Annotated in this window: 17 protein-coding genes; 8 read left to right on the top strand and 9 right to left on the bottom strand. The window is 67.5% G+C overall.

Going from position 1 to position 19,576, the window contains the following annotated elements:
* Positions 1–9 precede the first annotated feature (9 nt).
* Both U1H99_RS12225 and U1H99_RS12220 read right to left on the bottom strand, forming a co-directional pair.
* Positions 10–321 carry a hypothetical protein gene (locus U1H99_RS12225; RefSeq protein ID WP_323142005.1) on the bottom strand — a complete coding sequence of 104 codons (312 nt, stop codon included), beginning with the start codon at positions 319–321 and terminating at the stop codon, positions 10–12.
* Between the two features lie 112 nt (positions 322–433).
* Entirely contained in the window at positions 434–580 is a 147-nt protein-coding gene (locus tag U1H99_RS12220; RefSeq protein ID WP_323142004.1) for a hypothetical protein, read from the bottom strand.
* Between the two features lie 203 nt (positions 581–783).
* On the opposite strand from U1H99_RS12220, the gene U1H99_RS12215 reads away from it, so the two are divergent.
* Positions 784–1,668: a LysR family transcriptional regulator gene (locus tag U1H99_RS12215; protein ID WP_323142003.1), complete on the top strand. Its 885-nt coding sequence runs from the start codon at positions 784–786 to the stop codon at positions 1,666–1,668.
* 57 nt (positions 1,669–1,725) lie between these two features.
* Here the strand turns inward: U1H99_RS12215 and U1H99_RS12210 are convergent, their stop codons facing one another.
* The 3 genes from U1H99_RS12210 to U1H99_RS12200 all read right to left on the bottom strand — a co-directional run bounded on the left by U1H99_RS12210 (position 1,726) and on the right by U1H99_RS12200 (position 4,067).
* Entirely contained in the window at positions 1,726–2,154 is a 429-nt protein-coding gene (locus U1H99_RS12210) for a hypothetical protein (RefSeq protein ID WP_323142002.1), read from the bottom strand.
* A gap of 130 nt (positions 2,155–2,284) precedes the next feature.
* Positions 2,285–3,601, bottom strand: coding sequence for a GMC family oxidoreductase N-terminal domain-containing protein (locus U1H99_RS12205; protein ID WP_323142001.1), 1,317 nt, complete (start codon positions 3,599–3,601; stop codon positions 2,285–2,287).
* A gap of 31 nt (positions 3,602–3,632) precedes the next feature.
* A complete protein-coding gene (locus tag U1H99_RS12200) occupies positions 3,633–4,067 on the bottom strand; it encodes a DNA-binding transcriptional response regulator (RefSeq protein ID WP_323142000.1) in 435 nt (144 codons plus the stop codon).
* Positions 4,068–4,217: 150 nt separating this feature from the next.
* Between U1H99_RS12200 and U1H99_RS12195 the strand changes: the two genes are divergently transcribed.
* The 4 genes from U1H99_RS12195 (at position 4,218) to U1H99_RS12180 (ending at position 12,064) form a co-directional block, all read left to right on the top strand.
* Positions 4,218–5,054, top strand: a complete 837-nt coding sequence (locus U1H99_RS12195; protein WP_323141999.1) for a ferritin-like domain-containing protein — start codon at positions 4,218–4,220, stop codon at positions 5,052–5,054.
* A 13-nt stretch (positions 5,055–5,067) separates the two neighbouring features.
* Complete coding sequence (locus U1H99_RS12190; RefSeq protein WP_323141998.1) at positions 5,068–7,464, top strand: DNA polymerase II; 2,397 nt, start codon at positions 5,068–5,070, stop codon at positions 7,462–7,464.
* 213 nt (positions 7,465–7,677) lie between these two features.
* Entirely contained in the window at positions 7,678–10,920 is a 3,243-nt protein-coding gene (locus U1H99_RS12185) for an efflux RND transporter permease subunit (protein ID WP_323142109.1), read from the top strand.
* On the top strand, positions 10,910–12,064 hold the full coding sequence (locus U1H99_RS12180) for an efflux RND transporter periplasmic adaptor subunit (RefSeq protein ID WP_323141997.1): 1,155 nt from the start codon (positions 10,910–10,912) through the stop codon (positions 12,062–12,064). The genes U1H99_RS12185 and U1H99_RS12180 overlap by 11 nt, the downstream gene beginning before the upstream one ends.
* Positions 12,065–12,127: 63 nt before the next feature.
* On the opposite strand, the gene U1H99_RS12175 is transcribed toward U1H99_RS12180, so the two are convergent.
* Positions 12,128–12,388, bottom strand: a complete 261-nt coding sequence (locus tag U1H99_RS12175; RefSeq protein ID WP_323141996.1) for a hypothetical protein — start codon at positions 12,386–12,388, stop codon at positions 12,128–12,130.
* Between the two features lie 355 nt (positions 12,389–12,743).
* Between U1H99_RS12175 and U1H99_RS12170 the strand changes: the two genes are divergently transcribed.
* Complete coding sequence (locus U1H99_RS12170) at positions 12,744–13,901, top strand: molybdopterin-dependent oxidoreductase (protein ID WP_323141995.1); 1,158 nt, start codon at positions 12,744–12,746, stop codon at positions 13,899–13,901.
* Here the strand turns inward: U1H99_RS12170 and alr are convergent.
* Positions 13,883–15,034: an alanine racemase gene (alr, locus tag U1H99_RS12165; RefSeq protein ID WP_323141994.1), complete on the bottom strand. Its 1,152-nt coding sequence runs from the start codon at positions 15,032–15,034 to the stop codon at positions 13,883–13,885. The two genes, U1H99_RS12170 and alr, sit on opposite strands and share 19 nt — an antisense overlap.
* An 11-nt stretch (positions 15,035–15,045) precedes the next feature.
* Positions 15,046–16,350 (bottom strand): D-amino acid dehydrogenase, encoded by a 1,305-nt coding sequence (locus U1H99_RS12160; RefSeq protein ID WP_323141993.1) that lies wholly within the window; start codon positions 16,348–16,350, stop codon positions 15,046–15,048.
* A 115-nt stretch (positions 16,351–16,465) separates the two neighbouring features.
* On the opposite strand from U1H99_RS12160, the gene U1H99_RS12155 reads away from it, so the two are divergent.
* The gene (locus U1H99_RS12155; RefSeq protein ID WP_323141992.1) at positions 16,466–16,951 is read left to right on the top strand and encodes an Lrp/AsnC ligand binding domain-containing protein; all 486 of its coding nucleotides are present in this window, start codon (positions 16,466–16,468) and stop codon (positions 16,949–16,951) included.
* A gap of 140 nt (positions 16,952–17,091) precedes the next feature.
* Complete coding sequence (locus tag U1H99_RS12150) at positions 17,092–18,051, top strand: chemotaxis protein (protein WP_323141991.1); 960 nt, start codon at positions 17,092–17,094, stop codon at positions 18,049–18,051.
* A gap of 78 nt (positions 18,052–18,129) precedes the next feature.
* Here U1H99_RS12150 and U1H99_RS12145 read toward each other — a convergent pair whose 3' ends face one another.
* Positions 18,130–19,497, bottom strand: coding sequence for an enolase C-terminal domain-like protein (locus U1H99_RS12145; RefSeq protein WP_323141990.1), 1,368 nt, complete (start codon positions 19,495–19,497; stop codon positions 18,130–18,132).
* Positions 19,498–19,576 lie beyond the last annotated feature (79 nt).

Below are 19,576 nucleotides of genomic sequence, written 5' to 3'. Positions count from 1 at the left end.
GTCATGCGCTTAATGTATTGACGGGTAGCGCAGCCAGTCGACGCGTCCCAGGCGCGCCAGCAAGGTCGGCACGGCCTGGTTGCTGTCTTCGAAGGGACCGAATTCGTGGGTGAAATAGACGCTGCCACGGTAGAGCGCGACCAGGACGAGGGGGTTGTCCTCGAAAAAATCGGTGGTGAGCAGGTCCTGGATCGCATCGTCGGCGACCTTCGGGTCCTGGGTGCGGGTATCGGTCCAGCGCAGGATGCCTTCGTCAGGCCCGCCGTCGAGTGTGCGGACATATACACGATAGGCGGGGGCGCGTCGTTTGCCATGTCTCATTGTTCACTCCAGCGCGGCGATCGCTTCGGTTTGTCAAGGAAGCGTTATCGTACGCCTGCCGCAAAAATAACGGCGCGGAAACGGAAGCGTTTCACCGCCACCCGCCGTGCATTCAGCGCACGCCCTGGCTCGATGGATGGCCGGGTGGCTGCGCGGCAGTGGTGGCGCGGCTGCGCATCTGTCTCGCATAGTCCAGCTTGGCTTTGATGCTGACGATGATGGCCAGCGTTCCGATTGTTGCGCTCAGGGCGTGCAGCATGATGTCCTCACTTGTAGTATTCGCCAGGGCCGGAGGCACTCTGGCAGGAAGCTTGGCGGGTGCGGCCCGCCGCGGCGTCCTTCGCCAGCGCTGCGCCCCGTACCGAATGCATCCATGCTGTAATCGTAGGCGCAAGCAAAAGTCTTCGCAATCTGGCAATTCCGGTGCTAGACTTCGGCGTTTCCGAATGCTGGAGTGCGACGATGCGTTTTGACCTGACCGATATGCGCCTGTTCCTGAGCGTGGTGGAAAGCGGCAGCCTGACCCAGGGTGCGCGCGCGATGCACCTGGCGCTGGCCTCGGCCAGCGAGCGCATCGCCGGCATGGAAGACGTGCTCGGTGCGCCCCTGCTGGAGCGCAACCGGCGCGGCGTGCGTACGACCGCGGCCGGCGATGCACTGGTGCGGCATGCGCGATCGATCCTCGGCCAGGTCGAACAGATGCGCGGCGATTTGCGGACTTATGCGACCGGCTTGAAAGGGCGGGTCCGGCTGCTGTCGAACACCTCCGCCAACGCGATCTTCCTGCCGCCACAGCTGTGCGCCTCCCTGGCGGCGCATCCCGATCTGTCGATCGACCTCGAAGAACGGCGCAGCGTGGACATCGTGCAGTCCCTGCTCGACCGCCGCGCCGACCTCGGCGTCGTGGCGGACAGCGCCGACCTCGGCACCTTGCAAATGCACCTGATCGCCAGCGACCAGCTGGTGGTGGTGGTCGGCGCGGCGCACCGCCTGGCGCGGCAGGCGGACGTCGCTTTTGCCGACGTGCTCGGGGAACCCATCGTGGGGATGGCGGATACCGCGCTGGAATCGTACCTGGGGGAGCGGGCGTCGCGCCTCGGCCGGCAGCTGGATTACCGGATCCGCCTGCGCAGCGTGGAGAACGTGGCGATGTATGTGGAAGCCGGGATCGGGATTTCGATCCTGTCCGACGTGGTGGCGAAGACGCTGCAGCGCGCAGTGGTGATCCTGCCGCTGGCGGAAGCCTGGGGCGCGCGCCGGCTGTACCTGTGCGCGAGGGACTTCTCGGCGCTGACCGCCCATGCGAACCTGCTGGCCCAGCATCTGCTGCGCGCCGCCGGGCGCTGAAACGACAACGCCGCCCCCGCGGGAGCGGGAGCGGCGCTGCGCAGCTATACAGCTATATTACTTGGCGGCGTCCTGCATCTTCTCGCCGGCACGCTCCACGGCACGGCCGGTCGCGGCGGTTGCCTTGCTTGCGCCTTCTTTCACGTTGGCGGCGGCTTCCTTGGATTCCTGCTTCATTTCGGCGCCGGCTTCCCGCATGCTGTCGCCAGCGCGGTCGGCGGCGGCGGCAGCCTTGTCGCCTGCGCGGTCGGCCGCAGCGGCGGTGTTGGCGGCGGCTTCGTGGGCAGCGGCCTTGGCGTCGGCGCCGGCTTCACGTGCGTTGGCGGCAGCGTTGGCGGCCGAGTCGTCGACGGCCTTGCCGGCGGACTGGGCAGGGCCCATGCCGGTGTTGGTGTTGTCAGCCTTGTGGCAGCCGGTGGCCAGTACGGCAACGGCCAGCATCAGGCCCGACAGGGTGGTTTTGTTCAGCAGGGTGGTCTGTTTCATGTTGCGCTCCTTGTCAAATGTCGCTTTTTGATTTTTCCGCTTTTGTCAAAAGATCAAGCTGGTGAAGCAATATTACCAACGTCTTGACCCGCGCACGATTGGAGATTGTTCCAAAGCGTAACCGTGGAAATCAGAGTTGCATATTTTTAACACCTGCCAGCTGCCAGCCCAGGCGGCGCCCGAGGCACAGCAGGGTCAGTGTCGGCGGCAGCCCCCAGGGCCCGGGAATTACCGAGGCGTCGCAGACATACAGTCCGGGCACCGCCGTCTGCAGGTCGCTGCCGACCCGTTCGCCGATCGCCACGCTGCCGCCCGGGTGCGCGGCAAAATGGTGGCTGGCGAAGATGTGGCGCGCGCCGGCGCGCTCCAGCACGGCCCGTGCCAGGGCGATTCCACGGTCGAACTTGCAGCGGTCGGCGGTTTGCAGCGTCTTGTCGACCCAGCGCGGCCCGATGCGCCCGCCGACTTCATCGCGGATCTTGACCATGATGCTGAGCGTATGCGCATGCGCGAACAGGCGGCCGAAGCGGCCGGCTTGCGCCGCGAAGGCCTGGTACATCGGACCCGGCAAGGTCAGGTCGGCGTAGGCGATGCCGTCCGCATGGTGGTGCATGCCGGCCGCCATCGGCACTTCCTTGCCGCCGCCCTCGATGCCGTCGACGCTGCCCATCACCGCCACCACCGGGTCGCTGAAGAAGGCCGCCGGCCCGTCCATCAGGCCGGAGGCGGCGAGCAGGCGCGGGCTGCCGATGCCGCCGGCGGCCAGCACCACCAGCGGCGCCCGAAAGCTGCTAGATACACCGTCGACGAGGGCGTCGACGCCGGCGGTGCGGCCCTCACGCACCAGCAGGCGCGTGACGCGCGCGCGGGCCTGCAGCACGGCGCCGGCCTCGACGGCGTCGTCGACCAGTTCGCGCGCGCTCCACTTGGCGCCGAACGGGCAGCCGTAGACGCAGCGCCAGCAGCCGCTGCGGCAGGAGGCGGGACGGATCATCTTGTCGAGCTTGTACCAGTCATGGCCCAGGCTGCGCGCGGCATCCATGATGCGCCTTGCCATCGGGCCGACCAGCGTATCGGGCAGTGGTCCGAGCGGCAGTTCGGCGCGCCAGGCATGCAGGGCGGGTGCCAGGTCGATGCCGTGCGCCTCGAACAGGGCGGCCGGCGGCGGCGCGGCGGTGGCGAAGTTGATGGTGGACGTGCCGCCGGTGGTCAGTGCGCGCACCAGCAGCGAGAGGTCGCGGTGGACAAAGGCACCCTTGCCGGGGACCGCGGCGCGTGCCGCCATCTGGGTGAGGGTACCGGCGATCGGCGCAGCATCGCCCTGTTCGAGGAACAGTACGCGGGCGCCGCTGCGTGCCAGTTCGCGGCCAGTGCTGGCGCCGCCGGGGCCGGTGCCGACGACGATCGCGTCGAAGGCGCTATCGATGGGAGTGCGGGGAGAATCCATGCGCGCATGCTAGCACGGCGCATGGGCGGTATCAGGCGGCCTGGCGCGGGCGCACCCGCCGCTGCGGCGGACCGCGCCGTTCCTGGTCCGGCGCCATCCACACCGGGTGCTGGCCCAGCCCGTCCACGCCAAAATCGAGCACCCGCCGCAGCCCCTTCAGCGTGACCGGCTTGAACAGCAGTGCGCCCGCCCGATGGTGGTGGCCGGCGCCGCTGGCGTCGCTGTCGAGCATCAGCACGATGGCCGCGCCCGGCGCCAGCCGTGCCACTTCGCCGGTAAACGAGCGGCGGTCGTCGGCGTTGAAGTCGGTGCAGGTCAGCACGGTATCGAAGCGCACGGCCCGCAGGGTCTGCAATGCGGACTGCGGCGTCGCGGCGGACGCAACCAGATAGCCCATCGACTTGAGCATGGTTTCGGTCTGCCCATGGGCGGCTTCGTCATATTCCAGTAATAGTGCACTTTTCATAATATGTCCCTCCTGTAACAGGGATGACCCCGAACCGGACGGCTTCAAGCGCGAAGTTGTAACAATTTGACTCGTCCATGCGGCTGCTTTGGCACGGTGGGGTGCCGGATTTGGTAAACTCGACGTTTTGTTTCCAAGGATTTTCCCGACATGGCGCGCCCGCATGACACCGCACCCGAGCTCCGCGCATCCGCCCTGCAATGCCTGGTCGAGCCGGACCCCGCCGCCAAGACCGGCGGCGTGGCGGCGCTGGTCGAGGCTGTCCGTGCCGGCACGATCATGGCCGACCCTGCCGCCGTGTTCGAGGAGCCGGCGGCGATTCCGGGCCGTCCGGCGCGCCCGGAACTGGTGCCGCCGCGCCTGGTCGGCCGCCGTTCGATGGCGACGGTGGACGGGCGCGCCATGCTGGTCCATGCGCTGGCCCATATCGAATTCAATGCGGTGAACCTGGCGCTGGACGCGGTCTGGCGCTTCCCGGATATGCCCGTCGGGTATTACCGCGACTGGCTGCGCGTGGCCGGCGAGGAAGCCCTGCATTTCGGGCTGCTGGCTGGGCACCTGGAGACGCTCGGCTATGCCTACGGCGATTTTCCCGGCCACGACAGCCTGTGGGAGATGGTCGCCAAGACGAGCGGCGACGTGCTGGCGCGCATGGCGCTGGTGCCGCGCACGATGGAAGCGCGCGGCCTCGACGCCATTCCGCCGCTGCGCGCCAAGCTGGCCCAGGCCGGTGACCCGGCGGCGACCCGCATCCTCGACGTGCTGCTGCGCGACGAAGTCGGCCACGTCGAGATCGGCAACCGCTGGTACTTCTACCTGTGCGACCAGCGCGGGCTGGAACCGGTGGCGACCTACGACGATCTCACCGTGCAGTACAAGGCGCCGGTGCTGAAAGGCCCGTTCAATGTCGAGGGGCGACGCGCGGCCGGCTTCACCGAGGCCGAGCTGGCACGCTATGCGCTCGATGCCTTGCCGGCGGCGGTCTGAACGTCTTGATCATATGAGCGACACCCCGCAGCAGGGCTTCCTGCTCACCCGCCACTGGCGCGACGTGGATGACGGCGTCGAGGTTGAGCTGTGGCTCGCCACCGACGACGGTCCTTACTGCCTGCGCCTGCAGCCGGCCGAAGCCGTGGCCTTCGTCCCGGCCGAGCAGGAGGCGCTGCTGCGGAGCCTGCTGCAGCGCGAGCGCGGCGTCGAGCTGCGGCCGCTGGCGCTGTGCGACTTCCGCGACCGTCCCGTGCTGGGCCTGTACTGCCGCCATTACCGCCACCTGATGCGCCTCGAGAAGCGCCTGCGCGAGCACGGCATCGACGTCTACGAAGCCGACATCCGCCCGACCGACCGCTTCCTGATGGAGCGTTTCATCAGCGCCCCGGTCGCCTTTGCCGGCACGCCGGCGCCCGGCAATCCGCGCCTGCTCGAAGGCGCCCAACTGAAACCGGCGCCGGACTACCGCCCCAGCATCCGCACCGTCTCGCTCGACATCGAGACCACCATGCAGGGCGAGTTGCGCTCGATCGGCCTGGAAGGCTGCGGCCAGCGCGTCGTGTACATGCTCGGGCCGCCGAACGGCGATCCGTCGGGACTCGACTTCGACCTCGAGTACTGCGAGTCGCGCCTGGAGCTGCTGGCCAGGCTGGAAGCATGGATGACGCGCCACGACCCGGACGCCATCATCGGCTGGAGCGTGATCAACTTCGACCTGCGCGTGCTGCACGAGCATGCGCTGCGCCTGAATCATCCGCTGCGCATCGGCCGCGGCGGCGCCGCGATGGAGTGGCGCACCAATCCCAACGCCAGCGGCGAGCGCGAGGCGCGTTATTTCTGGGGCTTGCCGGGCCGCCTGGTCATCGACGGCATCGAGGCGCTGCGTTCCGCCACCTGGAGTTTTCCCTCGTTCAGCCTGGAGCACGTGGCGCAAAGCCTGCTCGGCGAGGGGAAATCGATCGACAACCCCTACGACCGCATGGCCTCGATCGACCGCATGTTCGCCCACGACAAGCCGGCGCTGGCGCGCTACAACCTGAAGGACTGCGAACTGGTCACCCGCATCTTCGACAAGACCGGCCTGATGGCCTTTTTGCTGGAGCGCGCCAGCGTGACCGGGCTGGCGGCCGACCGCAGCGGCGGCTCGGTGGCGGCTTTCGAGCATTCCTACATCCCGCTGATGCACCGCCAGGGCCGGGTCGCGCCCAACATCGGCGACGTGCCGGCGGCCGACAGCCCGGGCGGCTTCGTGATGGATTCGCGCTCGGGCCTGTACGATTCGGTGCTGGTATTGGACTATAAAAGCCTGTACCCGTCGATCATCCGCACCTTCCTGATCGACCCGGTCGGACTGGTGGCCGGACTGGCAGCGCCGGAGGAGGAGACGGTGCCGGGCTTCCGCGGCGCGCGTTTCTCGCGCACCAGGCACTGCCTGCCTGGGATCGTCACCCGCGTGTGGGAGGGCCGGGAAGCGGCCAAGCGCGCCGGCAACCAGCCGCTGTCGCAGGCTTTGAAGATCATCATGAACGCCATGTACGGCGTGCTCGGCACGCCGGCCTGCCGCTTCTTCGACGACCGCCTGGCCTCGTCGATCACGATGCGCGGCCACGAGATCATGCACCGCACCCGCGAGCTGATCGAGGAACGCGGCTACCAGGTGATCTACGGCGACACCGACTCGACCTTCGTCTGGCTCGGCGGCGCCTGGCCCGATGCGGATGCGCTGCGCATCGGACGCGAACTGGTCGAGCACGTGAACGGCTGGTGGAAGGCGCACCTGCAGCAGACGCTGGGCCTGGAGAGCGCGCTCGAACTCGAATACGACACCCACTTCCGGCGCTTCCTGATGCCGACCGTGCGCGGCTCCGACGAGGGCAGCAAGAAGCGCTATGCCGGCCTGGCCGGCACGGCGGACGGCGGGGAAGAAGTGGTCTACAAGGGCCTGGAAAGCGTACGTACCGACTGGACGCCGCTGGCCCAGCAGTTCCAGCAGGGCTTGTACGAGCGCGTGTTCCGGCGCCAGCCCTACGAAGATTATGTCCGCGACTACGTGGCGCGCACGCTGGCCGGCGAGTTCGACGACCTGCTGGTCTATCGCAAGCGCCTGCGCCGTCCGCTGCACGAGTACGAGCGCAACGTGCCGCCGCACGTGCGCGCGGCGCGCCTCGCCGACGACTTCCACACCGCCCAGGGACGCGGCCCGCAATACCGCAACGGCGGCTGGATCCGCTACCTGATGACGACCGCGGGACCGGAGCCGATGGAGAGCGTCGAAGCGGGCAAGGCGGCGCCGATCGACTACGAGCATTACCTGAGCAAGCAGCTGGAACCGGTGGCCGACGGCATCCTGCCCTTCATCGGCGACAGCTTTACGCGCCTGACCAGCCCGCAGGGCGCCTTGTTTTGACTCGAATGTTGCATTGCACCATGCTGGTGCGAAAAATGCCGCCTATATACATTCCTATACAAATCAGACAGTCGTTAGCCGGCTAATGATCTAGGCAGCGAAGCATTTTTGGCCCATATTAACGGGTTGGCGCAGCGACGATCGGCTGAGTGTTCGGTACTTACGGGACATTGCACGACGCGTTGCCGCGCGCTTCAATGGAGTCAATACATGCTGCTTAACCTGGTTCGCATCGCCTTGCGGCGACCGTATACCTTCGTCGTGCTGGCGCTGGTGCTGCTCATCCTCGGGCCGCTCGCCGCCATGCGCACACCGACCGACATCTTCCCAGAAATCAAAATGCCGGTGATCGCGGTGGCCTGGCAATACACCGGCCTGCCGCCCGACCAGATGGCCGGCCGCATCTCGACGCTGTTCCAACGCAGCCTGACGACCACCGTCAACGACATCGAGCACATCGAGGCCAACACCTATCCCGGCGTCAGCGTGGTGAAGATCTTCTTCCAGCCGGGCGTCGACATCGCCGTGGCCAACGCCCAGGTGACCGCGATCGCGCAGGCGGTGGTCAAGCAGATGCCGGCCGGCGTCACGCCGCCGCTGGTCATCAACTACAACGCGGCCACGGTGCCGATCCTGCAGGTGGCGCTGTCCGGCAAGGGCCTGTCCGAACAGCAGCTGTTCGACCTCGGCTTGAACACCGTGCGCACGCCGCTGGTGACGGTGCCGGGCGCCGCGATCCCGCTGCCGTACGGCGGCAAGCAGCGCCAGGTGCAGATCGACGTCAAGCCGGACGCGCTGCAGGCGCGCGGCCTGTCGGCCCAGGACATCGCGAATGCGCTGGCAAGCCAGAACATCCTGACCCCGGTCGGCACCCAGAAGATCGGCGAACTCGAATACACGATCCAGCTGAACAGCGCGCCGTCCGCTATCGAGGACCTGAACCGGCTGCCGATCAAGGTCGTGAACGGCACCACGATCCTGATGCAGGACGTCGCCAACGTCCACGACGGCAATGCGCCGCAGACCAACGTCGTCCACGTCGACGGCGGCCGCTCGGTGCTGATGTCGGTGCTGAAGAACGGCTCGGCCTCGACCCTGGCCATCGTCGACGGCGTGCGCGCCAAGCTGGCCGAGATGAAGGCCGGCCTGCCGGACGCCCTGAAGGTGGTGGCCATCAACGACCAGTCGGTATTCGTGCGCGCCGCCGTCAAGGGCGTGGCGACCGAAGGCGCGATCGCCGCGCTGCTGACCAGTATCATGATCCTGCTGTTCCTCGGCAGCTGGCGCTCCACCGTGATCATCGCGGTGTCGATTCCGCTGTCGATCCTGGGTTCCATCATCGCCCTGGCCGCGACCGGCGAAACCCTGAACCTGATGACGCTCGGCGGCCTGGCGCTGGCGGTCGGCATCCTGGTCGACGACGCCACCGTCACCATCGAAAACATCAACTGGCACCTGGAGCAGGGCAAGGCGGTGGAGCCGGCCATCCTCGACGGCGCCCAGCAGATCGTGGCGCCGGCGCTGGTTTCGCTGCTGTGCATCTGCATCGTGTTCATTCCGATGTTCTTCCTCGAAGGCGTGGCCGGCTTCCTGTTCGTGCCGATGGCCAAGGCGGTGGTGTTCGCGCTGGTCTGCTCGTTCATCCTGTCGCGTACCCTGGTCCCGACCATGGCCAACTGGCTGCTGCGCGCCCACAACCCGAGCGAGGAGCACCACCATGCCCCGACCAACCCGCTGGCCCGTTTCCAGCGCGGCTTCGAGGCGCGCTTCGAAGGCATCCGCGGGCGCTACCACGGCATGCTGGATGGGGCGATCAAGCGCCGCAAGGCCTTCCTGATCGGTTTCTTCGCGGTGGTGCTGGCATCGTTTGCGCTGGTGCCTTTCCTGGGCAGTAACTTCTTCCCGTCGGTCGATTCCGGCCAGGTGCTGATCCACGCGCGCGTGCCGGTCGGTACCCGCATCGAGGAAACCGCGGCGCGTTTCGCCAGGATCGAAGCGGCGATCCGGCGCGTGATCCCGAGCCACGAGATCGCGACCATGGTCGACAACATCGGCATGCCCGCTTCGTCGATCAACGTCACCTACAACAATACCGGCGTGATGGGTACCCAGGACGGCGACTTCCAGATCGCCCTCGGCGAAGAGCATGCGCCGACCGCGGAATACGTGCGCAAGCTGCGCGAGGTGCTGCCGCGCGAATTCCCGGACACGACCTTCTCGTTCCCGCCGGCCGACATCGTCAGCCAGATCCTGAACTTCGGTTCGCCGGCGCCGATCGACGTGCAGGTGCGCGGACGCGACCTCGACGGCGACTACCGCTACGCCCAGCAGCTGCTGAAGCGCATCCGCGCGATCCCGGGCGTGGCCGATGCCCGCATCCAGCAGTCGAACCGGGCGCCGACCTTCAATGTCGACATCGACCGTACCCAGTCGCAGCTGCTCGGCCTGACCACGCGCGACGTCACCAACAGCATGGTGGTCAACCTGGCCGGTTCCAGCCAGGTCGCCCCGACCTACTGGCTGAACCCGGCCACCGGCGTGACCTATCCGATCGTGATGCAGACCCCGCAGAGCGACATCGACTCGCTGTCGGCGCTGTCGGCCCTGCCGGTCGGTAACGGCAGCTCGGCGGGCGGGGCCACGCTGGGCGGCATCGCCCGCTTTACCCGCTCGAGCGGCAGCGCGCTGGTCAGCCAGTACAACGTGGCGCCGATGGTGCAGATCCACGCCACCACCCAGGACCGCGACCTCGGCGGCGTCGCCGCCGACATCCGCAAGGTGCTGGCCGATACCCAGGCCGACCTGCCCAAGGGCGCCACGGTCGAGATGCTGGGCCAAGTGCGCACCATGGAACGCGCCTTCTCGGGCCTGCTGTTCGGCCTGCTGGGCGCGATCGGCCTGATCTACCTCTTGATCGTGGTGAATTTCCAGTCCTGGACCGACCCGGCGGTGATCGTCGCCGCGCTGCCGGCCGCGCTGGCCGGCATCGTCTGGATGCTGTTCGCCACCCACACCACCTTGTCGGTGCCGGCGCTGACCGGCGCCATCATGTGCATGGGCGTGGCGACCGCCAACAGTGTCCTCGTCATCAGCTTCGCCCGCGAGCGCCTGCTGGAACTCGGCGACGCCGCCGCGGCCGCGCTGGAAGCCGGCTTCGTGCGCTTCCGCCCGGTCCTGATGACCGCGCTGGCCATGATCATCGGCATGCTGCCGATGGCGCTCGGCCTGGGCGAGGGCGGCGAGCAGAACGCCCCGCTGGGCCGCGCCGTGATCGGCGGCCTGGTGTTCTCGACTTTCGCGACGCTGGTGTTCGTCCCCGTCGTCTTCAGCCTCGTGCACGGCCGGCAGCGTCGCGCCGCCGACGCAGGTCTGCCGCCGCAAGCCGGCGTATCCACCCCATCTGGCGCATTACCTTCTGGCGCATTACCTTCCGGAGTCACAGCTCATGTCAACTAAACCCTCGCGCGCCCGTCCGGCGCTGTTCGCCGCCATCGCCATCCTGGTCGCAGGCGGCGTGGTCGCCGGCGGCCTCGTCACCCGCCACAACCAGGGCGAGCAGCTCCAGGCCGGCGCGGCCGAGCGCTCGGTGCCGACCGTGAGCCTGGTGTCGCTGAAGGACATCCCGGCCTCGGACCTTGAACTGCCGGCCCGCATCGAAGCCTGGGCGCGCGCGCCGATCTATGCGCGCGTCAGCGGCTACCTGGCGCGCTGGAACGTCGACATCGGCACGCCCGTGAAGGCCGGCCAGGTGCTGGCCCAGATCGACACCCCGGACCTCGACCAGGACCTGCGCCAGGCCCAGGCCCAGCTGGCGGTCGCCCGCACCGGCCTGACGCTGGCCGACAGCACCGCCAAGCGCTGGCAGGCGCTGGTGGGCCAGAACGCGGTGTCGAAGCAGGAAGCCGACGAAAAGCAGAACGACTTCATGTCGCGCCAATCGACCGTGCAGGCGCTGCAGGCCAGCGTCTCGCGCCAGCAGGCGCTGAAAACCTACACGACGCTGGTCGCGCCTTTCGACGGCGTGGTCACGGCGCGCAACACCGATGTTGGCGCGCTGGTCAATGTGGGCGGCGCCAGCGGCAGCGAACTGTTCGTGGTATCCGACATCCGCAAGCTGCGCGTGTACGTGAACGTGCCGCAGCGCCAGGTGGCGCTGATCAAGCCGGGCAGCAAGGCCACCCTGAGCGTGCCCGAGCGCCCGGACGCCAGCTACACCGCCACCGTGCAGTCGACCGCGCAAGCGATCGCCGCCGGTTCCGGCACCATGCTGGTCCAGCTGGCGGTCGACAACAAGAACGGCGAACTGCTGCCGGGCGCCTACGCCAACGTGCGCTTCGACTTGCCGCTGGATGCCAGCACGGTCAGCGTGCCGCCGGGCGCGCTGATGCTGGGCAAGGACGGTGTGCGCGTGGCGACGCTGGACGGCGCCAACAAGGTACGCATCAAGAAGGTCACCATCGGCCGCGACATGGGGACCGTGGTGCAGCTGGCCGGCGGCGTCCAGCGCTCGGACCGGATCATCGACAGCCCGCCGGATGGCTTGGCGGAAGGGGATACCGTGCGGATTGCGCAGGCTGCGCCGGTGAAGGCGAAGTCCTGAGGCTAACCCATCGTCGTCCCCGCCTCCGCGCGGAGTCGTTTCCGGCAGTGCCGGGAACGACGCTTACGCTGCCAACCCCTTCTGCAGCAACTCAGCCACCAGCTGATTCAACTCCACCCCGCGCTCCTTGGCAGTCGCCTGCAGCTGCTTCACCAGTTCCCCGTTCAGCTTCACTGCAAACGGCACCAGGCCGGCGGCGCGGTCGCGCTCGCGCTGTTCGCGGCGGTCGGGCGCGGCGCCGCTGGCGCCGAAGGCCGCATTCTTTGCAGTCATCTCGTTCTTGAGTCGTTCGGCATCGCGTTTTGCCAGGTCGGTTCGTTTCATCGTTGGTCCTTCAGTGATCAAACCGGCATTGTAACCGCCACGCCCGCACGCCGATGCGCGACTGGGCCGATGAATTTTCCGCGAGATCGCACGGTCAAACCGGCAGCGCACCATGTAGCGAGGAGATCATGCCTGCCTTGTCAGTTTCCGACCGGGCAACGCGCCCGGCCGCACCCTGTCCCATGCGAGACGCCGCTGGTTTGTCCGCAGCGGCGCCGCCATTGCCGCCTGCCTGGCCGCGCGCGCCAGGGCGGGTCCCGAGGGCGATCCGGCCGACCATGCCGGTACATCCGGCTGCACCACCGTCCCCGAGGGACCGACCGTCGAGCGCCCGTCACCGCAAGCGGTGGCCGACGTGTTCAGTACCCCGGAAACCGAACTGGCTTTCCGCAACCACGGCATGCACGCCGAATTCCTGCACCAGGCCCTCACGCCGCTCGGCTCCCACTATTTACTGGTGCATTTCGATATCCCGGCGCTGCAGGCCGAGGGCTACAGCCTGGCAGTCGGCGGGCGCGTCAGCCAGCCGTTCCGGATCGTCCTGCGCGAATTGCAGGAGCAGCCGGTCCTGACCCAAACCGTGACGATGGAGTGCGCAGGCAGCGGCCGCTCGACGCTGGCGCCACGCCCGGTCTACGTTCCCTGGTTCCACGAATGCATGGGCACCTACCAATGGACCGGCCCCCGGCTGCGGCCCCTGCTGGAGCGCGCCGGCTTGCCGGACGATGCGGTGGAAGTGCTGTTCACCGGCTGGGACAGCGGCGTCGACCTCGGCGTCGAACATGCGTTCGAGCGCAGCCTGCCGCTGGCCGAGGCGCTGCGCGACGAGGTGATGCTGGCCTGGGCCGCGAACGGGCGCCCGCTGCTGCCGGAACACGGCTTCCCGCTGCGGCTGGTGGTGCCGTCGTGGTACGGGATGGCCAGCGGCAAGTGGCTCCGCGCGATCACGGTGCTGAGCGAGCCGTTCGCGGGGATGCAGCAGCACGAAGTCTATATGTACCGCCAGAGTCCCGACGACCCCGGCACGCCGGTCCGGGCCAAGCGGGTCAATGCGCTGATCGCGCCGCCCGGGCTGCCGGACATGCTGAGCCGCCACCGGTTCCTGGCGCCCGGCCCGCAGGTTTTGGAAGGGAAGGCGTGGTCGGGAGCGGGCGGCATCGCGCGCGTGCAGGTCAGCACCGACGGCAGCTCCAGCTGGGCCGACGCCAGCTTGTCGCAGGTGGCGCCCGACCCCTGGGCCTGGGTCCACTGGCGCTTCGGCTGGAATGCAGCGCCTGGCGACCATGTGCTGGTGTGCCGCGCCACCGACACGGCCGGGCACCAGCAGCCGCTCGATCCCGGCGCCGAGTTCAATATCCAGGGCAATGGCATCAATGGGGTGCAGCGCATGCCGGTGACGGTGCAGGCGGGCATCGGCAGCGCCGCCGAAACCGTGCCCTCGCGCCCGCGCCGCGTATTGCCCGGCGCGGAGCTGCCGCCGGTACCGGATGTGCGTCAGGCCAAACCGAGGTAGCTGCGGTGGAAGCGGCTGCCGAGCCGCGTCAGCACCTCGTAGCCGATGGTGCCGGCTTCCTGGGCCACGTCGTCAACGGTCTGGTGCGCGCCGAGCAGCTCTACCAGCTGGCCCGGCGCGACGCGCGCTTCCGGGAAGCCGCTGACGTCGAGCGTGATGCTGTCCATCGACACGTTGCCAACCACCGGCACGCGGGCGCCGTCGATGAACACATGGCCGCGCCCTGACAGCGAACGCAGCCAGCCGTCCGCATAGCCGATCGAGATGGTGGCGATGCGGGTCGGGCCGGACGCCGTGAAGTTTGCGCCGTAGCCGACGATATCCCCGGCCTGCACGGTGCGCGTCTGCACGATGCTGGCCGCCAGCGCCACCGGCTGGCGCAGCGGATTGGCGGCGCGAGGCTGCGGGTTGATGCCGTACAGCGCCGCACCCGGCCTGGCCAGCTGGTGGTGGAAAGCGCCGCCCAAAAAGATACCGGACGAATTGGCCAGGCTGCCGGGCAGGCCGGGGAAGCGGGCGCGCAGCCTTTCCAGTCCGGCGCGGAAGTGCTCGCACTGCAGCGCGTTCAGCGGGTGCGCCGCTTCGTCGGCGCAGGCCAGGTGGCTCATCGCCAGCACCAGGCGGATGCCGTCCAGTAGGCCCGGGTCGTCGAGCAGGGCCTGCAGGTCGGCGGGCGCCAGGCCCATGCGCGACATGCCGGTGTCGAACTGGATCGCGGCCGGCAGCACGCGCCCGAGCGTGCGCGCAGCCGCACGCCAGTCTGCCACCTGGGCCGGATCGTTCAGCACCGGCACCAGGTCGTGCTCGAGGAAGGCGCGGGCGGCGCCTGGCGGCGGGCCGTGCAGCACGTAGATCGTGGCGTCCGGCGGCACCAGCGCGCGCAGGCGCATGCCTTCGTCGACGTGGGCGGTGAAGAACACGCGGCAGCCTTCGCGCACCAGCGCCGGCGCCACCATGGCCATGCCGAGGCCATAGGCGTCGGCCTTCATCACGCCGGCGCAGGCGGCGGGGCCGGCCCGCTCGCGCAGCAGGCGGTAGTTGGCGCGAATGGCGTCGAGGTCGACCGTCAGGCGGGCGCCGGCGCGTTCGATCGGCACGGTCGGCGCTGCAGGCGGCGACAGGTGAGGGTCCATGGTCCCCATGCTCACGCCTTGGCGAATTGCGACCGTTCCTGGGCGGCGCGGGTGCCGGCGTAGCGGAACACGGCCAGGTCGTCGGCATCGATGGCTGGTGCGCGGCCCGATACCAGGTCGGCGATCACGCTGGCCGAGCCGCAGGCCATGGTCCAGCCGAGGGTGCCGTGGCCGGTGTTCAGGAACAGGTTGCGCAGCGGGGTAGCGCCGACGATCGGGGTCGAGTCCGGGGTCATCGGGCGCAGGCCGGTCCAGAAGCTGGCCTTGGCGATGTCGCCGCCCTGCGGGAACAAGTCGCGCACGACCAGTTCCAGGGTCTCGCGGCGGGCCGGGTTGAGCGCCTGGCTGTAGCCGGCGATTTCCGCCATGCCGCCGACGCGGATGCGGTCGTCGAAGCGGGTGATCGCGATCTTGTAGGTTTCGTCGAGGATGGTCGAGACGGGTGCCTTGCTGCCGTCGGTGATCGGCACCGTCAGCGAATAGCCCTTCAGCGGGTACACCGGCACCTTGAACTGGTCGCCCAGCAGGAAGCGAGAGTAGCTGCCCAGCGCCAGCACGTAGCGGTCGGCGCTCAAGGTGCGCTTGACGCCAGCTTTGGAGGTGCGCACGCCGGTGATCTGGTCGCCGGCGATGTCCAGGGCGTCGATCGAGGTATCGAATTCGAAGCGCACGCCGAGCGCCTTGGCCATCACGGCCAGGCGGCTGGTGAACAGCTGGCAGTCGCCGGTTTCGTCGTTGGGCAGGCGCAGGCCGCCGACCAGCTTGTCGCGCACGTCGGCCAGCGCCGGCTCGGCCCTGGCCAGTTCGCCGCTGGTCAGGACTTCATACGGCACCCCGGCCTGCTGCAGCACCTCGGTGTCCTTGGCGGCGCCGTCGAACTGGGCCTGGGTGCGGAACAGCTGCAGGGTGCCTTGCTGGCGGCCTTCGTATTGGATACCGGTTTCCTGGCGCAGCGCGCGCATGCAATCGCGGCTGTATTCGGCGAGGCGCACCATGCGTTCCTTGTTGACGGCGTAGCGCTCGGCCGAACAATTGCGGTACATCTCCCACATCCATTCGAGCTGGAACAGGGTGCCGTCCGGGCGGATCGCCAGCGGGGCGTGGCGCTGGAACAGCCATTTGAAGGCTTTCAGCGGGACGCCGGGGGCCGCCCAGGGCGATGCGTAGCCGGGCGAAATCTGGCCGGCGTTGGCAAAGCTGGTCTCGAGGGCGGGACCCGGTTGGCGGTCGACCACGGTGACTTCATGGCCGGCCTTCGCCAGGTAATAGGCGGTCGATACGCCGACCACGCCGCTGCCAAGCACGATTACTCGCATAGTTTTCTCTGTTTATGGTGCAAGAATGGGAAATATTGCTATCCTAGCTGGATGGGAGCAAGATTTGTTTCCGTTCTTCGATGATTATTTAGTGATCGTTTCTAATCTGAACCTTATGCGCGTACAAAAAGAATCGACCCGGGTGCTGGACCGTATCGACCTGCACATCCTGTCCATCCTGCAGGATGATGCGCGGATCGTCATGAAGGACCTGGCCGAGCGGGTCGGGCTGTCGCTGACGCCGTGCATCGAACGGGTCAAGCGCATGGAACGCGACGGCGTGATCGCCGGCTACCACGCGCGCGTGAATCCGCAGGCGCTGGGCATGCAGGTGCTGGTGTTCGTCGAGATCACGCTGCACCAGAAATCCGAAAAGGCCTTCGAGCGCTTCCGGCGCGCGATCCTGGCCATTCCCGAGGTCATGGAATGCCACCTGGTGTCGGGCGATTTCGATTACCTGATCAAGGCCAGGATAGCGGAAATGTCCGAATACCGGCGGCTGCTTGGCCAGATCCTGCACGTGGCCGACGCCGGCCAGTCGAAGAGCTATGTGGTGATGGAGGAGGTGAAGGAGACGCTTGCCCTGTCCATCGGGGGCTGATTTTCCGTGGCGTTCCGGCCTACGCTGCTATTTTGCAACGCGGCGTGTCGGAATTTGCTGAATTTAGTTTTATATTTACCGAATGCATCAAATTCTGTCTAAAATGATTTCCAATAGGAATTATTCATTTGGGATGAGACATGAAATCGGTTCAGCAAGAAGTCGACGAGCGCAGTAATCTTACCGGCACCAACAAATTCGAGCTGCTGCTGTTCCGCCTCGGCGGCGACGACCAGGGCGAGCACAGCGAGCTGTTCGGCATTAACGTATTCAAGATCCGCGAGATCGTGGCGATGCCGTCGATCACCAAGGTGGCGGGCGCGCCCGAGCACGTCCTGGGCGTGGTCAACCTGCGCGGCCAGATCATCCAGGTGCTGGACCTGCCGTCGATCGCCGGCGTCAAGCCGGTGACGGGCCTGAACATCATGCTCGTGACCGAATTCGCGCGCACCACCCAGGCCTTCGCGGTCGAGAGCGTGGAAGAGATCGTGCGCCTGGACTGGAGCCAGGTGATGTCGGCCGAGCGCAGCGCGGCCAGCGGCATGGTGACCAGCATCGCGCGCCTCGAAGCCCAGGACGGCCATCCGCCGCGTCTGGCCCAGGTGCTGGACGTCGAGACCATCCTGCGCAACATGAACCCGGACGACGCCCCGGAAAACATGGAACATGCGGTGGGCGCCAAGATGCAGCTCAAGCCGGGCACCATCATTCTGGCCGCCGACGACTCGGTGGTCGCGCGCGCCCTGATCGAACAGGGCCTGGACGCGATGGGCCTGCCGTTCTTCATGGCCAAGAGCGGCAAGGAAGCCTGGGACCAGCTTAACACCATCGCCGGCAGCGCCGAAGCCGAAGGCAAGAGCGTCTACGACAAGGTGGCGCTGGTGCTGACCGACCTCGAGATGCCGGAAATGGACGGCTTCACGCTGACCCGCAACATCAAGTCGAGCTCGCGCTTCGGCAACCTGCCGGTGGTGATCCACTCGTCGCTGTCGGGGAACACGAACGAAGAGCACGTGCGCAAGGTGCGGGCGGATGCGTATGTGGCCAAGTTCTCGGCGGAGGATTTGTCGCGGACGCTGCGGACCATTCTCAAGCAGTAAGAGATCGTCCTTTAATTCTGGCCCGAGCCTAGTAAACGTCGCCCCTGCTTTCGCAGGGGCGACGTGCATTTTCAGCAGTTAACGCGCGTAACTCGGCCGCTTCGGATCGTAGCGCCACCCGGGCACCAGGTAGCGCATCGCCAGCGCATCGTCACGGGCGCCGCCGGCCACCCGTTTATACAGCTCGTGCGCCTGCAGGATGCGCTCCATGTCCGGTTCGATGCCCAGCCCCGGCGCATCCGGCACCTTGACCTGTCCACCGGCGATCTGCAGCGGTTCCTTGGTCAGGCGTTCCTGGCCTTCCTGCCAGATCCAGTGGGTGTCGATCGCGGTGATGGTGCCCGGTGCCGCCGCGGCGACGTGGGTGAACATCGCCAGCGACACGTCGAAGTGGTTGTTCGAGTGCGAACCCCAGGTCAATCCCCAGTCGTGGCACAGCTGCGCCAGGCGCACCGACCCCTGCATGGTCCAGAAATGCGGGTCGGCCAGCGGGATGTCGACCGCGCCCAGCAGGTGCGAATGGGCCATCTGGCGCCAGTCGGTGGCGACCATGTTGGTGGCGGTCGGGATGCCGGTGGCGCGCTTGAACTCGGCCATGATCTCGCGGCCCGAATAGCCGCCCTCCGGACCGCAGGGATCTTCGGCATACGCCAGGATGTGGCCCTGGCCGCGGCAGGCGCGGATCGCCTCGTCGAGCGACCAGGCGCCGTTCGGGTCGAGCGTGGCGCGCGCGTCCGGAAAGCGGCGCTTGATGGCCGTCACGGCTGCGATCTCGTCTTCGGGGCGCATCACGCCACCTTTCAGCTTGAAGTCCCTAAAGCCGTATTTGTCGACGCTGGCCGCGGCCAGGTCGGCGATCGCCTCCGGCGTCAGGGCTTCCTCGGCGCGCAGGCGGTACCAGTCGTGGGCGTCGCCGCCGCCCAGGTAGGGCAGGTCGGTGCGCCTACGGTCGCCGATGTAGAACAGGTAGGCGAGCATCGGCACGGCATCGCGCTGGCGGCCGGCGCCGAGTAGCTCGCACACCGGCACGCCGAGGAACTGGCCGAACAGGTCGAGCAGTGCCGCTTCGACCGCGGTGATTACGTTTTCCAGGCGCAGGTTGATCTCGTGCGGCTGCAGCATCACCGCCGCTTCGGCGCTCGACGTCACCTGGTGGCTGCTGCCGGCGATGGCGGCGCGCAGTGCGCCGAGCGTGCGATTGTGGCGCGCGATCTCGGTCCCGATCACCAGCGGCTGCAGCCGTTGCAGCGCCTGCAGGATACCGTTCGACCCCGGCACTTCGCCGATGCCGGTGCGGCCGTCGCTGTCCTTCAGCAGCACCAGGATACGGGTGAACCAGGGCGCATGCGCGCCGCACAGGTTGAGCAGCATGCTGTCGTGGCCGGCCACCGGGATCACCTGCATGGCGGTGACGACCGGCGTCGTAGCGCGCTGGATCGGGGTCATGGCGTCTCCTTATTGTCCGGACATTGTTTTACGTTGCCCATGACTGTTATCTCATCTACAATGATTGCGCAAACATTAA

This window comes from Massilia phyllosphaerae, from assembly GCF_034659755.1.
GTDB lineage: Bacteria > Pseudomonadota > Gammaproteobacteria > Burkholderiales > Burkholderiaceae_D > Telluria > Telluria phyllosphaerae.
This window is presented reverse-complemented; position numbering and strand designations above follow the sequence as displayed.

Excerpts from the sequence above, each read along its gene's own strand:
- U1H99_RS12225 (WP_323142005.1), bottom strand. The coding sequence starts at position 321 with ATGAGACATGGCAAACGACGCGCCCCCGCCTATCGTGTATATGTCCGC.
- U1H99_RS12220 (WP_323142004.1), bottom strand. The coding sequence starts at position 580 with ATGCTGCACGCCCTGAGCGCAACAATCGGAACGCTGGCCATCATCGTC.
- U1H99_RS12215 (WP_323142003.1), top strand. The coding sequence starts at position 784 with ATGCGTTTTGACCTGACCGATATGCGCCTGTTCCTGAGCGTGGTGGAA.
- U1H99_RS12210 (WP_323142002.1), bottom strand. The coding sequence starts at position 2,154 with ATGAAACAGACCACCCTGCTGAACAAAACCACCCTGTCGGGCCTGATG.
- U1H99_RS12205 (WP_323142001.1), bottom strand. The coding sequence starts at position 3,601 with ATGGATTCTCCCCGCACTCCCATCGATAGCGCCTTCGACGCGATCGTC.
- U1H99_RS12200 (WP_323142000.1), bottom strand. The coding sequence starts at position 4,067 with ATGAAAAGTGCACTATTACTGGAATATGACGAAGCCGCCCATGGGCAG.
- U1H99_RS12195 (WP_323141999.1), top strand. The coding sequence starts at position 4,218 with ATGGCGCGCCCGCATGACACCGCACCCGAGCTCCGCGCATCCGCCCTG.
- U1H99_RS12190 (WP_323141998.1), top strand. The coding sequence starts at position 5,068 with ATGAGCGACACCCCGCAGCAGGGCTTCCTGCTCACCCGCCACTGGCGC.
- U1H99_RS12180 (WP_323141997.1), top strand. The coding sequence starts at position 10,910 with ATGTCAACTAAACCCTCGCGCGCCCGTCCGGCGCTGTTCGCCGCCATC.
- U1H99_RS12175 (WP_323141996.1), bottom strand. The coding sequence starts at position 12,388 with ATGAAACGAACCGACCTGGCAAAACGCGATGCCGAACGACTCAAGAAC.
- alr (WP_323141994.1), bottom strand. The coding sequence starts at position 15,034 with ATGGACCCTCACCTGTCGCCGCCTGCAGCGCCGACCGTGCCGATCGAA.
- U1H99_RS12160 (WP_323141993.1), bottom strand. The coding sequence starts at position 16,350 with ATGCGAGTAATCGTGCTTGGCAGCGGCGTGGTCGGCGTATCGACCGCC.
- U1H99_RS12155 (WP_323141992.1), top strand. The coding sequence starts at position 16,466 with ATGCGCGTACAAAAAGAATCGACCCGGGTGCTGGACCGTATCGACCTG.
- U1H99_RS12150 (WP_323141991.1), top strand. The coding sequence starts at position 17,092 with ATGAAATCGGTTCAGCAAGAAGTCGACGAGCGCAGTAATCTTACCGGC.
- U1H99_RS12145 (WP_323141990.1), bottom strand. The coding sequence starts at position 19,497 with ATGACCCCGATCCAGCGCGCTACGACGCCGGTCGTCACCGCCATGCAG.